This window comes from Oscillochloris sp. ZM17-4, assembly GCF_019599295.1.
In the GTDB taxonomy this organism is placed as follows: Bacteria; Chloroflexota; Chloroflexia; order Chloroflexales; family Chloroflexaceae; genus Oscillochloris.
On the sequence record NZ_JAIEWN010000012.1, the window covers coordinates 67,037 to 81,167 of the forward strand.

General features: G+C 69.4%; 9 protein-coding genes. 5 read left to right on the forward strand and 4 right to left on the reverse strand.

The features are described from left to right. Positions 1-5 precede the first annotated feature (5 nt). The 3 genes from K2Z83_RS11295 to K2Z83_RS11305 are packed head-to-tail and all read right to left on the reverse strand — an operon-like array spanning position 6 to position 5,807. Positions 6-3,290 carry a hypothetical protein gene (locus K2Z83_RS11295; RefSeq protein WP_220595287.1) on the reverse strand — a complete coding sequence of 1,095 codons (3,285 nt, stop codon included), beginning with the start codon at positions 3,288-3,290 and terminating at the stop codon, positions 6-8. A 2-nt stretch (positions 3,291-3,292) separates the two neighbouring features. Continuing rightward, positions 3,293-3,676, reverse strand: coding sequence for a hypothetical protein (locus tag K2Z83_RS11300; protein ID WP_220595288.1), 384 nt, complete (start codon positions 3,674-3,676; stop codon positions 3,293-3,295). 4 nt (positions 3,677-3,680) lie between these two features. Beyond that, positions 3,681-5,807 carry a hypothetical protein gene (locus K2Z83_RS11305; protein WP_220595289.1) on the reverse strand — a complete coding sequence of 709 codons (2,127 nt, stop codon included), beginning with the start codon at positions 5,805-5,807 and terminating at the stop codon, positions 3,681-3,683. 392 nt (positions 5,808-6,199) lie between these two features. On the opposite strand from K2Z83_RS11305, the gene K2Z83_RS11310 reads away from it, so the two are divergent. The 5 genes from K2Z83_RS11310 (at position 6,200) to K2Z83_RS11325 (ending at position 13,176) form a co-directional block, all read left to right on the forward strand. Further along, a complete protein-coding gene (locus tag K2Z83_RS11310; protein ID WP_220595290.1) occupies positions 6,200-6,943 on the forward strand; it encodes a copper homeostasis protein CutC in 744 nt (247 codons plus the stop codon). Positions 6,944-7,393: 450 nt separating this feature from the next. Beyond that, positions 7,394-8,977, forward strand: a complete 1,584-nt coding sequence (locus K2Z83_RS11315; RefSeq protein ID WP_220595291.1) for a methylmalonyl-CoA mutase — start codon at positions 7,394-7,396, stop codon at positions 8,975-8,977. Between the two features lie 196 nt (positions 8,978-9,173). Beyond that, positions 9,174-11,672, forward strand: a complete 2,499-nt coding sequence (locus tag K2Z83_RS11320) for a mannose-1-phosphate guanyltransferase (RefSeq protein WP_220595292.1) — start codon at positions 9,174-9,176, stop codon at positions 11,670-11,672. Positions 11,673-11,785: 113 nt separating this feature from the next. Further along, the gene (locus K2Z83_RS28980; RefSeq protein ID WP_255603780.1) at positions 11,786-12,181 is read left to right on the forward strand and encodes a DUF4131 domain-containing protein; all 396 of its coding nucleotides are present in this window, start codon (positions 11,786-11,788) and stop codon (positions 12,179-12,181) included. After that, the gene (locus tag K2Z83_RS11325) at positions 12,181-13,176 is read left to right on the forward strand and encodes a ComEC/Rec2 family competence protein (RefSeq protein WP_255603781.1); all 996 of its coding nucleotides are present in this window, start codon (positions 12,181-12,183) and stop codon (positions 13,174-13,176) included. The genes K2Z83_RS28980 and K2Z83_RS11325 overlap by 1 nt, the downstream gene beginning before the upstream one ends. 56 nt (positions 13,177-13,232) lie before the next feature. Here the strand turns inward: K2Z83_RS11325 and K2Z83_RS11330 are convergent. Then, positions 13,233-14,131 (reverse strand): zinc-dependent alcohol dehydrogenase family protein (locus K2Z83_RS11330; protein ID WP_220595293.1); only part of this gene is annotated, 899 nt, incomplete at its 5' end.

The following is a 14,131-nucleotide window of genomic DNA, read 5'->3' on the forward strand; positions in this document are numbered from 1 at the left end:
CTGGCTCATCGGTCAACCACCCCGATCTGGGCGCAGATGGCCGTCATGGCCGGCGACTGGGTCGCGGCCCACTGCACCCCGTTATGGGCAAAGATGGTCCAGGTGCCATCCAGGTTGGCCTCGGCCGCCGGCGCGGCCACGCTGACGCGCAGCGAGCCGGCCACGATGCGGCCCACGTTGGTCGTGCCGCCGGCCACCACCTGCAGCGCCGGCGTGGTGTCGATGGTCAGGATCTGGGCGATGCCGGCCCGGTTGCCGGCGAAGATGCCGAGCGCGCACACCGCCACCGAGCCGCCCGCCGCGATGGTGGGGCTGGGCACGCTGGCCCGGTAGTTGGCGGTCAGGCCGACGTTGTTGCTCCACGCCGCCAGGCCGCTGCGCCCGTTGGCGGGGTCGCGGGCTGCCTGGGGGAGGTAGGCCGTCTCGCCCACCTCGGCGATGCTCAGGCTGCCGGTGTCCACCCACAGCTCCCGGTCATCCCCGACCCCGATGCCGGGCCCACCGCCTCCGGTGTACTCCGCCGAGCCGTAGGCCCACAGCTCGCCGTCGTACCCGCGCACGAAGGTGCCCACATGGCGCATCGGGTCGGCGGTGGTGCGCTTCCAGTACGGCCAGTCACACGTCCCCGCGATACGGCCGGCCAGCGGAAGCCCCTGCTCGCCCACCACCAGCGACGAGCCCCGGTTGTTGTAGCCGTCGCTGCTGACCAGCCCGTAGGCCCACGTCGCGCCCTTGCCGGTGAAGGCTACCCCGACGATGCGATGGATGCGGATCGAGTACGTGTCCCAGGGCGGCGTGAACACCTGCACCCAGCTCTGCCCCGCGTTACCCGTCCAATACAGGTTCTCATCCGTCCAGATCAGCCACTCCGAGCCGTTGCGCGGGTTGATGTCGATGCCGATCCACGCCGCGTTGGCCTGGGGCAGCGCGCGGAGCTGCCAGCCCAGCTCCGGTAGGTAGTGGCAGAGTTGGTCGCTGGCCCCGCTCTGCTGGTAGGGCAGCACCACCAACTCAGGTGGAACAACTGGGTTCACGGCGGTGCCGTAGCCGATGCGGTACGCCTGCGCCACCTCATCAATGGGGAATGCCGCGTGGTGGTTCACCAGCTTGTGCGGCCCGCCCGCCGAGGTGGTGCTGATGTAGCTGGCCACGAACTGGCCGGCGCCGGCCGCGCTGATCTTGTAGAGCGCCGTGGCCGGCCCGCTGTTCGCCAGGTAGGTGAGCTGGCCATAGAGGCCGTCCCTGACCAGCGCCGCCGCGTCGCCGGTGGCGACAATGTAGCCCTCCTCGTACTGGGTCGCCGTGGCGGCCGAGAGGTCGATGGGCAGGTGCTCGACGGGCACGCCGCTCCAGTCAATGGCGTGGCCTTCCTCGAACTGCCAGGCGTCGCTGAGCTGCTCCGCCCCGGCGAAGATGGCCAGGTGGCCCCAGGGTGCCGAGGCCACCGTGCGGCAGACCGTCCCGTTGGCCCCGCTCAGCAGCACATCAACGTTCACCCCGTCGAAGCTGATGTACAGGTTGGAGCCGGCGCAGACGCGGATCTCGCTCGGGTTGGCCGGCGAGCTCTCGGCGTATTGTACGTCGCTCTCGAAGCTGAACAGCGGCGTCCAGCTCACCCCGCCGTCGCTTGAGCGCGCCAGCAGGCTGCCCGCCCCCACCAGCACCTCCTGGGGGTTGCCCTCGTTCACGAAGATGGTGTTCACCCCGCTCGGGAAGGTGAACAGCAGGTCGGGCACGGTCAGCAGTCGGTCGGCGGTGTGGTAGAGGTCGCCGTTGGAGAAGCCGCCCAGCAGCGGGCCCTGGTCGTTGATGTTCGGCACCGCCGTACAGTCGCCGCCGCTCGGCTTGTAGCTGCGCCACCCCGTCGGGCCGGCCAGTACGCGCCAGCCGTCGCTGCCTGCGGCCACGCTCAGCGAGCGGGTGAACTGCTCGGCCGCAGCCGGGGCCACCGCCTTCGTGGTGTCGCGGCCCTCGCCGCTGCTGCTCTCCACGCTGAGCGTGATCGTCGCCCCCTCCAGGGTCGGGAAGATGAAGATCGGGTTCAGCTCGGTCGAGCTCGCCGGCTCGGGCTGGCGGTCGCCCGCGCAGCTCGCCGTCCACGAGCGGCTGGTGATCTCGAAGCCGCTCGGGTCGCTCGATGCGTCCTGGCACTCGACCACGGTCGAGATGGCCATGATGCCGGCCAGGCTCACCGGCTGCGTCTCGTAGCGCATCGTGAAGTCCGGGTTCGGCGGCGGGATGAGCGAGAAGTCACCGTCGGCGGGCTTCGCCCCGACGCTGATCGCCATCGTCATGGTGTCGTCGCTGGTCGAGATGCCGATGATGATCGCCGGCGTGTTCGTCAGGTAGCCCAGCTCCGGGTGGCGAAACAGGATGACGTCGCCCGGGCGCAGGTTCGGATTGAGCGGCGCGTTCACATCGACCTCGGTGGCCGCGCGGTTACGCCGCACGATCTCGCGCTCGGCGATGGCCTTGGCGCAGGCCTCGCTCTGGCAGTAGCTGAACTGCTCGACCACCGTGGAGCCAGTGACCCCGCTCAGGGTGAAGGTGGCGTCGGGGATGGTCTTGTTGGGCAGGCGCGGCCCCTTGGCCGTGTATGCCGCGACCACGCTCTCCTGGCCGATCATGGTGCGGTTGGCGTGATAGAAGCCGTACTCGTCGATATCGGCCCCGAACGCGTAGACGGGCGTGGTGCCGTCCGGGGCGGCCGGCCAGCCCGGGGTGTCGGCCACCTCGATCTGGCCGTTGGGCAGCACGAACAGGCCGCAGCCGCCGAACTTCAGCAGCGTGTCCAGCGCGCTGCTGATCGATGTGCCCTTGGCGATCGTGATGGCCACCACCGGCCCTAGCGCGTAGTCACCGCCTGGGTCGAAGACGCCGGCGATCTCGTTCGGCTGGATGCCGGCGGCGTCCAGCAGGTCGCCCACTGCGCCCACAAAGCTGCGCCCGTTCCAGACTAGGTCGTTGACCAGCGGCTCGTCGAGCCGGGCCAGGCTGTCCACCAGGCCAATCTCGTAGCTCAGCGGCAGATCGCTGATGGGGCGTGCCCCGAGCCGCCCGGTGAAGAAGGTCGTGCTCTCGCCATTGAGGGTCAGCGTCACCACCGCCTCAGCGCCGGCCGCGGCGCCGGGCAGCGTGCGGGTCTGCAGGGTGCAGATCCCGCGCTTCTGCGAGAAGCCGGTGGAGCGGCGCGGCAGGCCCTCGGCCAGCTCGATGGCCTCGCCGTCGAGGGTCAGGCTGGCCGACCAGACCTTGACCGGGCTCAGAATTTGACCGGCGCTGATGGCCATCGTCAGCTCCTTCCGCCCGGCACGCCGAAGGTGACCTTGCCACGGTAGCCGTCCACGCCGCCGCGCAGCGGCACCACGTCAAACTTCAGGATGATCGCGGCCGAGGCGCTGCCCGCCGGCGAGACCAGCAGGGCGAGCGTGGCCGCACCGTAGGCGCTCTGCAGCGCCTCCCAGTAGGCCAGGGCGTCGGCCGGGTCGTCGGTGGGCTCAACCCAGATGTCGCAGTCCATCGTCCACTGGCGCGAGCGCACCGAGCGCTCGAAGCGGTCGGTGCCGATCAGCTTGCGGTCGGTGGCGTCGGCCTTGACCTGCCAGTGGGGCGTCTCGCCGCTATTCGGTACCACCACCACGAAGGGGATGTCGTTGAAGGTGTAGTTGTCGCTCATAGCCTTACACTCCGCTCAGGGTGAGCCGATTCACGGCGGCGGTAAATTGCGCGGTGGCCTCATCGAGGAGCTGGCGCTTGAGCTGGTCGAGCCGCTCCTGGCTATCCACCACCGGGTTGTTGATAGTGATACCGCCCAGATTGATGGTGTGGCCAGACGCTGGCGCGACCGGGGCGGCGCTGCCGCCTGCCTGGACGAGGCCCGCGCTGACCCAGGTCGGAGCGGCCGGCCGGGGCGTGCTGGTGATGGCCGAGGCCGTGGTGCGGCGCGGGTCGGTGATGGCCTCGTAGACCGAATTGGGCTGGATCTCGCCGTCGGCCGGGGCAACGAAGAACTCCGGCCCCTCCTCGCCGACGACATAGCGCACGCCCTTGCGCACATCGCCGCCCTTGGCCCGGAAGCCGCCGCCGCCGCCGTTCAGATTGCCGGTATCTCCCTTGCCACCGCCTCCATCGGGCGGGGGCTGATCCTGGATGCCCAGCGGCCCCTTGGCCCAGTCCGGCACCAGGGCGGTGAGCTTGTTGACGAACCACGTCGAGAAGCTCGACCAGCCATCGATGATGCCCTGCTTGAGGCCGCTGATCAGCGAGGCCCCCAGCGATCCGTCGGCGAAGGCCGCGCCCCAGAGCCGTTTCAGCTCCTCCCAGAGCGTCGTGAACATCGTTCCTAGCGCCGTGGTGAGCGCCGGCCCAGCCTTATCGCGGGCCCAGGTGGCGAACTGGGTGGCCCACTCACCGAGCTTGGCCAGGATATCGGGGGCCTTCTCAACGATCCAGGTCAGGAACGCCCCCAGCAGCCCGCCCAGAGCCAGCAGGAGCGGCGGGATCTGCGGGGCCACCCACTCGACCAGCTTCAGCCCCCACGCGCCGAGTTGGGCCAACACGCCAGGCGCGCGCTCGGCGATCCAGCCAAGCAGCGCGGCCAGCAGGCCGCCGAGCTGCATCAGCAACGGCGGGATCTGCGGCCCGACCCAAGCCACGAACTGCGCGCCTACGGCCGCCAGCGCCTCGACGATGCCGGGCAGGGCCGCCCCCACCGCGTCGAGCAGTCGGCCGAGCATCTGGCCGAGGGCGGCCAGCAGCGGCGGGATCATCGGCAGCACCCAGGCCACGAACGCCGTGGCCCACATACCCAGCGTCGTGATGATGCCGGGGATGTACTGGCCGATGAAGCCGATCACGCTGGCCCCGATCTGGCCCAGGAACTGCATCAGCACCCCAAAGATTTGCGGGATGCCGGTCTGGAAGGTCTGCGCCGCCTGCTCGAGCATCGGGCCGAGCAGGGCGAAGCCGCCCGAGAGGATGATGAAGGCCCCCGCCCAGTCGCCCTGCAGCGCGGCCAGCACCACGTCCTTGAGGATACGACCGAGCTCCAGGAGGATAGGTAGCACCGGCCCGAGCGTCGTCGCGACGATGTCCTGGATGCCGCCGAAGTTCGTGGCGAACGCGCCGGCGAACAGGCCGACGAGGGTGATCAGGATGCCCAGCGGCGAGAAGAAGCCCAGGATGGTCTTGCCCAGAGTCAGCAGCAGGCCGATGGGGTTTTTGAGGCCAAGCAGGGCCGGGCCCATGCCGGTGAAGAGTAGTTTGAGTGAGGCGAGCGGGTTGGCCACGATGGCGACCATCTTCAAGCCGGTCACCCCGAGCACGGTGAAGATCTCGCCGAAGCCGGCCCGCAGCAGGCCGAGCGGGTTGAGCAGGGTGCGGAAGGCCGTGCCCATGCCGGGCAGCAGGGCGCGCAGACCGCCCAACGACTTCCCGAAGCCGAGCAGCATGCCGCCCAGCGGGGCCAGGAGCGCGCCGACGGGGGCGAGGACGGGCGCGAGGCTGGCGAACATGCCGGCTAGCGCCGGGCCGAAGCTCAGCGAGCCAAATAGGCTGGTGATCGCGCCGATGATCAGCGGCAGCTTGCCGCGTAGGTTCTCGGGGAGATACTGCGCGAGGCCGTCCACGAGTCGGCCGGCCAGCTGGCGGGCCTGGCCTAGCAGCTCGGGCGCGAGGCCGACGAGCGACTGGCTGAGCACCGTCAGGAAGGTCTTGATGGCCCCAGCCACGCCCTGGGCTCCGCCCTCCTGGAAGGTCAGGCGCGCGGCCCGCCAGGCGGTGCGGAGCGTGCCTACGAGGCGCAGCACAGCCGAAAGTCCGGGTGCCTGATGCATTGGCGTCGGGCCGACGCATGCGCACCGGATGAATCTGCGTGTCGCCCATGCATGGGGTGCGCATGCGTCGGCCCTACCATGCCCCCGGCGGGGATGGGCCGCCCCGGCGGGCCGACACGGGCGGAGGGCGGTCAATCCGGTTTCGGTTCACCGAACGCACATGGGCGTCAGCCCCCCGGCGGGCGATGCGCCACAGCGTGACTTCTGCGGTATTGCCAATATTGTGTTGGGGGAATATGCCAGCTTCGCTGGCATATTCCCCCAACACAACAAGAAATGCTGTTGCCGGCGACAACGCTGCGCGCCGTGAGGGTGTGGGGGAGCAACGCGCTCCCATAAACATGACTGGGGTTGAAGGAGCTTCCATGTCCAAAGACGTGCTGATCGAGGTCTGCATCGACTCGGTCGAGTCGGCGATCGCCTCCGAGCAGGGCGGGGCCGACCGGGTCGAGCTGTGCGACAACCTGATGGAGGGCGGCACGACGCCGAGCGCCGGGGCGATCGCCGAGGCCCGTGCGCGGATCGGCATCGCCCTGAGCGTGATGATCCGCCCGCGCGGCGGCGACTTCTGCTACTCCGAGGTCGATCTGGCGATCATGCGGCGCGACATCGAGGTGGCCAAGCAGCTCGGCGCCGACTGCCTCGTCTTCGGCATGCTCACGCCGGACGGCGACATCGATGTGCCACTCACCAGGGAGCTGATCGCCCTGGCCCGCCCGCTGCCGGTGACCTTCCACCGCGCCTTCGATGTGGCCCGCGACCCCTACCAGGCCCTGGAAGATCTGATCGCCGTCGGCGCGGACCGGGTGCTGACGACGGGGCAGGAGGCCTCGGTGATCGAGGGGCTGGATCTGGTGGCCGAGCTAGTGCGCCGCGCCGCCGGGCGGATCATCGTGATGCCCGGCGGCGCGAGCGAGCGCCAGATCGGGCGGGTGCGCGCGGCCACCGGGGCGATGGAGTTCCACGTGCTCTCCACGCGCACGGTGGAGAGCGCTATGCGCTTCCGCAACGAGCGCGTCTTTATGGGCGGGACGCTGCGCCCGCCCGAGTATGAGCGCCAGGTGATCGACCCCGCCGCCATCAGGCGCATCCGCGCCGGGGCTGGGTAGCAGGCAGATACACGCCGCACTGGTGCTGCTGCGACGAGGCTACGTCTGTGGCTGGCTACCAGGAATTGCCACCATTGGACGGTGCAGTCGGCTCGGATGGCATGAGGGACTGCATGTGTTGACGGCCACGACACCGACTGGTGCGATCACCGGAGGTTGTGCTTGACATGGGCCACCATAGTGTATCCCTGCGGATCTAAAGAGACGCTGTGGATCTGGGTGTGAGGGGTAGATGGTGTCTATAGTAGGTGTCGTGCGCGAGCGACTTGCCGACACATGTGACTAGACGCGCTATAATGCGGCTACGATGAGGTTTCAGGAGTCGGGAGCTGGGAGTCGCATGTCAGTGCTGGGGCTTTCAGATGTCCTGCGCATTACATTGTGGCGACCTGCCCCCTGACCCTGACCCTGACCCCTGTAGTGTTCAGCAGACGCAAAGGAGCATGCGCTATGGCCACCACGCGCGAGCAGCCCGCCATCACCGACTCGGGCATCGCCGTCGAGCCGGTCTACCGCGCCGAGGATGCCGGCGCGCCCCAGCCCGACCCCGGGGCCTACCCCTATACCCGCGGGGTCTACCCGACGATGTACCGCGGCCGGCTCTGGACGATGCGCCAGTACGCCGGGTTCTCCAGCGCCCGCGAGAGCAACCAGCGCTACCGCTACCTGCTCGCCCAGGGCCAGACAGGGCTCTCGGTGGCCTTCGACCTGCCGACGCAGCTCGGCCTCGACAGCGACGACCCACGCGCCGAGGGCGAGGTGGGCAAGGTCGGCGTGGCGATCGACAGCCTGCGCGACATGCAGACCCTCTTCGCCGACATCCCGCTCGACAAGGTCACGACCTCGATGACGATCAACGCCCCGGCCAGCGTGCTGCTGCTGCTCTACGAGCTGGTAGCTGAGGGCCAGGGGGTCAGCCCCGACCAGATCGGCGGCACCATCCAGAACGACATCCTCAAGGAGTACGCCGCGCGCGGCACCTACATCTTCCCGCCGCGCCCGAGCATGCGCCTGATCACCGACACCTTCGCCTACTGCCAGGAGCGCATCCCGCGCTGGAATACGATCAGCATCAGCGGATACCACATCCGCGAGGCCGGGGCCACGGCGGTGCAGGAGATCGCCTTCACCCTGGCCGACGGCGTGGCCTACGTGGACGCGGCGATCAAGGCGGGCCTCGATGTGGACGAGTTCGCGCCCCGGCTCTCCTTCTTCTTCGTCGCCAACCCTAACTTCCTGGAGGAGGTGGCTAAGTTCCGCGCCGCCCGCCGGATGTGGGCGACGATTATGAAGGAGCGCTTTGGGGCCAAGAAGGCGTCCAGCCAGATGCTGCGCTTCCACACGCAGACCTCGGGGGCCAGCCTGACCGCCCAGCAGCCGCTGAACAACGTTGTCCGCACGACGATCGAGGCCCTGGCCGCCGTGCTCGGCGGCACCCAGAGCCTGCACACCAACGGCTTCGACGAGGCGCTCAGCCTGCCGACCCAGCAGGCGGCCACCCTGGCCCTGCGCACCCAGCAGATCATCGGCTTCGAGAGCGGCGTGGTCGACACCGCCGATCCGCTGGCCGGCTCCTATGTGGTCGAGGCGCTCACCGATGAGCTGGAGCGGCAGGCCCGCGCCCTGATGGCCCAGATCGACGCGATGGGCGGCGCGGTGGACGCTGTCGAGCGCGGCTGGATGCAGGAGCAGATCGCCGACTCGGCCTACGCCTACCAGCGGCGCGTCGAGTCCGGCGAGCGCGCGGTGGTCGGGGTGAACCGCTTCGTCGGGGACGAGGCCACGAGCGTGCCGATCTTCAAGCCGGACGAGAACGTGGCCCGCGAGCAGGCCGAGGGTCTGGCACAGCTGCGGGCCGACCGGGACTCGGCGGCGGTCGCGGCGGCCCTGGCCGATCTGAAGGCGGTGGCCGAGGGCACGGGCAGCCTGCTGCCTCCCATGCGCGAGGCCCTGCGCCGCTACGCCACCGTCGGCGAGGTCTGCGGCACACTGCGCGAGGTGTGGGGCGAGTACCGCCCCGAGGTGCGCCTGTAGGCGCGGGCACGTAGATCACACAGCACACGAACGCGGCAGGCGATGAAAGCGCCTGCCGCGTTCGTGTGCTGTGCGCCCTTCGCATCCTTCGCGCTCGCGTCTTCCGCGTGGTATACTTGCTACGCGACGTAGCGCATCACAGAGCGAAAGAGCGCATTGGCGATCCTACTGACGAGCCAGGAAGCGGGGATATGGCATGAAAGCTGTGGTCATGGCCGGCGGCGAGGGCACTCGCCTCAGACCGCTCACCATCAACCGCCCCAAGCCCATGGTCTCGCTCGTAGACCGGCCCGTGATCCAGCATATCATCGAGCTGCTCAAGATCCACGGCATCACCGAGATCATCGTCACCGTCCAGTACCTCGCCAACGCCATCCAGGACTACTACGGCGACGGGGCGGCCTACGGGGTCAGCATCACCTACTCGCTTGAGGAGGTGCCCCTCGGCACCGCCGGCAGCGTCAAGAACGCCGAGCACCTGCTGACCGAGCCCTTCCTCGTAATCTCCGGCGACGCGCTGACCGACTTCAACCTCTCGCAGATCATCGCGCACCACGTCAGCACCGCCTCGATGGCCACCCTCACCCTCACCCGCGTCGTCAACCCGCTCGACTATGGCGTCGTGATCACCGATGAGGAGGGCAACATCCGCCAGTTCCTGGAGAAGCCCAGCTGGGGCGAGGTCTTCTCCGACACGGTCAACACCGGCATCTATGTGCTCAACCCCGAGGTGCTGGCCTATATCGAGCGCGGCCGCAACACCGACTGGTCGAAGGATGTCTTTCCGCGCATGCTCAACCGGGGCGATAAGCTCCAGGGCTTCATCGCCAGCGGCTACTGGACTGACGTCGGCACGATCGAGGAGTATATGCGCGCCTGCGGCGACTATCTCTCCGGCAAGGTCAACCTACCGCGCATCGGCCACAATATCGGCGGCGACATCTGGGTGGACGGGGACGCCGAGATCGCGCCCGACGCCCAGCTCCACGGGCCGATCTTCCTCGGCCACGGCGCGAAGATCAAGGGCGGGGTGATCATCCACGGGCCGGCCGTCATCCGCGACTACACCATCGTCGATACGCGGGCCAGTATCGACCGCTCGATCATCTGGCGCAACTCCTACATCGGCGAGCGCGCCGAGCTGCGCGGGGCGATCGTGCTGCGCCAGTCCAACATCCGCTCGCGGGCCGTGCTCTTCGAGGGCGTGGTGATCGGCGACGGCGTGCAGATCGGCGCCGGCGCGGTCATCCAGCCCAACGTGAAGATCTGGCCCGGCAAGGAGGTCGATGAGGGCGCCACCGTCACCTCCAGCATCATCTGGGGCAGCCAGGGCCGCCGCGTGCTCTTCGGCCGCTACGGGATCTCCGGCCTCGTCAATATCGAGATCACCCCCGAGATGTGCGCCAAGGTCGGCGCGGCCTACGGCGCCACCCTGCCCCGCGGCTCCTCGGTCACGATCAACCGCGACGCCCACTATACCCCGCGCATGCTCAAGCGGGCGATCGTCGCCGGCCTGCCCTCCGCCGGCGTCAGCGTGACCGACCTGCAGAGCGTGCCCATCCCGGTGGCCCGCTACTACACCCACGCCAGCGGCGCCGCCGGCGGCATCCACGTGCGGCTCTCGCCCCTCGACAGCCGGGTGATCGAGATCAAGTTCTTCGACCAGCGCGGCCTCGACATCCACTCCACCGCCGAGCGCAAGATCGAGAGCACCTACTTCCGCGAGGACTTCCGCCGCGCGTACCTCGATGAGATCGGGCGCATCTCCTACGGCAGCGCGGTCGAGGATATCTACACCTCCGCGTTTGTGCGCGCCCTGCTCCCCGAGACGGTCGACGGCATGAGCCGCGGGTTCAACATTGTGGTGGACTACGCGAACTCCAGCGCCGGCGATATGCTCTCGCACATCCTGCGCCGCCTGCACGTCGACGCCGTCGAGCTGAATGTGAACCTCGACGAGAATATGGTCTACCAGACCGCCGCGCAGCTTGAGGCGGCCATGAACCGCCTGGCCAAGATCACCGCCGTGGTGGGGGCGCAGTTCGGCGCGCGCCTCGACGCGGGCGGCGAGAAGATCTTCCTGGTCGACGACACCGGCGCCCGCCTGAACCCCATGCGCGCCCTGGCCGCGCTCACCGATCTGGCCATGCGCTCGGCCTCTGGCGGCGCGGTGGCCGTGCCGGTCACCGCGCCCCGCGTCTTCGAGACGATCGCCGCCCGCCACGGTGGCCAGATCATCCGCACTAAGGCCACCCTCGGAGCCCTGATGCAGACGGCCTCGCAGCAGCCCAACCTGCTGCTCCTCGGCGACGGCACCGGTAACTATATCTTCCCCAACTTCTACCCGATCGCCGACGGGATGTTTACCATCGCCAAGCTCATGGAGCTGATCGCGCTCTCCGGCACCCGGCTCAGCGCGATCCTCGCCGGCCTGCCGCCCTACTACCTCGCGCAGACCCGCGTGCCCTGCCGATGGGAGAACAAGGGCAAGGTGATGCGCATCCTCAACCAGCAGTACGCCGAGCGCCAGGCCGAGCAGGTTGACGGGATCAAGATCGACCTCGGCAGCGAGTGGGTGCTCATCCTGCCCGACCCCGACGGCCCCTTCTTCCACGTCTATGCCGAGGGCTCCTCCGATGAGCAGGCCCGCGTCCTGATCGATAAGTACGCCGGCCTCGTGACTGGGCTGCAGTGAAGGCTGAAGGCTGAAGGCTGAAGGCTGAATATCCGGCATTCACCATCACGTAACTCTCACCTATCCCCCATCGGTATAGCTTCTGGCTGAGGCTTTACTGTTGGGGGATTGCTATGCTGATCCGTCTCGCGATCGCCTGGATGGCCGGCGTCGTCATGGGCTCGCTCTGGTCGCCGGGGGCGGCCTGGCTGTGGGCGGCGGCGGGAGCCGGCCTGCTCGCCGCCCTGGCGCTGCGCCGCTCGCCGCGCGGGCTGGCTATCGCGCTGGCCCTGGCCTGCGTCACCCTGGGCGCGCTGCGCTACGGGGCCAGCGTGCCGCCCGCCGGCCCCGACGACGTGCGCCTGCTGGCCGGGCGCGGCGAGCTGACCCTCGTCGGCGCGGTGGCCGGCGACCCGACCCGCAGCGAGGAGGGCCAGAAGCTGCTGCTGCGAGTCGAGGCGGCCCGCCCGCGCGGCCGGGCGACTTCGACTACCGAGACTACCTGTCCCACCGGGGCATCCACGTCCTGATGCGCGACCCCGCCGACCTGCGGCTGCTCCCGGCTGCCGGCGGCGGCCCGCTGCGCCTGCTCTACGCGGCCCGCGAGCGCTGTCGGGAAACCCTCATCCGGCTCATACCCGAGCCGCAGGCCGCCCTGATCGTCGGCATCCTGCTCGGCATCCAGTCGAGCATCCCCGACGATGTGTACGCCGCGTTCTCGACCACCGGCACCAGCCACATCCTGGTCGTCTCCGGCTGGAACTTCACCATCGTGGCCGCGCTGCTGGGCGGGCTGATGGAGCGGCTGCGCCTGGGGCGCTGGCCGGCCTTCTGGATCACCCTGGCGATGATGTGGGTCTACGCCATGTTCACCGGCGGCTCGGCGGCGGTGCTGCGGGCGGCGGTGATGGCCAGCCTGATGGTGCTGGCCCGGGCCAGCGAGCGGCGCAGCGAGCCCTGGACGCTGCTGCTGGCCGCCTGCTGGATCATCAGCGCGGCCGACCCGCACACCCTCTGGGACCTGGGCTTCCAGCTGTCGGCCATGGCCACCGGCAGCCTGTTCGCCTTCGCCCGCCCGGTGGAGGGCTGGCTCGGCGGGCGGCCGCCTTTCCGCTGGCCCTGGATGGCCCCCTTCACCGAGGCGCTCACCGCCACCCTGGCCGCCCAGGTGCTGACGCTGCCGCTCATCCTCTACGCCTTTGGGAACCTGTCGATCATCGCCCCGCTGGCCAACGTGCTGATCGTGCCGGTGGTGCCCTACGCGATGCTCTTCGGCAGCCTGGCCCTCGCCGGCGGCCTGCTCTGGCTGCCCCTCGGCCAGGCCCTCGGCGCGTTGCTCTGGCTGCCGCTGACCTGGATCGCCGGGGGCGTGGGCGTGCTCTCCCAGCCACGCTGGGCGGCAGTGCAGCTGCCGCCCTTCCCGCTCTGGCTGCTGCTGGTCTACTATGTGCTTGTCGGGGCGCTCTGGTGGCGTCGTGGGCGCGCACAGCCACCCGGGGGCTTGTCGGCGGCCGACACACGCTAGGGGCGCATCAGGGGGAGGGTGCGCAGACGAGATACTATTGTATGTGGGCCAGGGCGCTACTCGCTGACGAGCAGGATCTTCCCGTTGCGCTGGCTGCCCTCGGCGTCAGCCACCGCCTGGTGGATCTGATCGAGGCCATACTCGGCGGCCACCGGGGCGCGCAGAGTGCCGTCGGCGACGAGAGGCAGGATGGAGCCGAAGAGCGCGGCCACCTGCCCGGGCGTGGCGGTGCGGAACCAGTGGGTGAGCCACCAGCCGCGCACCGAGGCCCCGCGAAACAGGAGGGTGCCCGGGTCGATGGTGAGGGGACTGCCGCTGATCGCCCCAAAGACGGCCATGGTGCCGCCCGGCCCGAGGGCCTGGGCTATGCGTGAGCCGCTCGCCCCGGCCACCGAGTCGAGGGCGTAGCGCACCCCGCGCGGGCCGACGGCCGCGGCCACCTGCTCCAGCACATCCTCATCATCCTCACCGATCACCACATCGGCGCCCTCGGCCCGCAGCTCATCGGCCAGATCGCGGCGGCGCACCAGGTTGACCGTGTGGAGCCCCGCCCGGCGGGCGAGCTGGATCACGAATCGGCCCACCGCCGAGTTGGCCGCGTTCTGGAGCACCCACGCCCCAGGCTCGACGCGCAGCACCTCGTGCAGCAGCAGCCACGCGCTGGTGGGGTTCACGAGCAGCATCGCCGCCTGCCGGTCGCTGAGGCCCGGAGGCACCGCCAGCAGCGCCGATGCGTCGACCACCATGTACTCCTGCCAGGTGCCGCCGACGCCCATAGGGGCCACCAACTGGCCCACCGCGAACCCGCGCACCCCCGGGCCAAGCGTCTCTATGACGCCGGAGCCCTCCATGCCGGGGGTGGCCGGCAGGCGCGGCAGGCTGCCATAGAGGCCGCGGATGGTAAACAGGTCGGAGGGGTTGATCGGCCGGGCGCGCATGCGCAGCAGCACCTGGC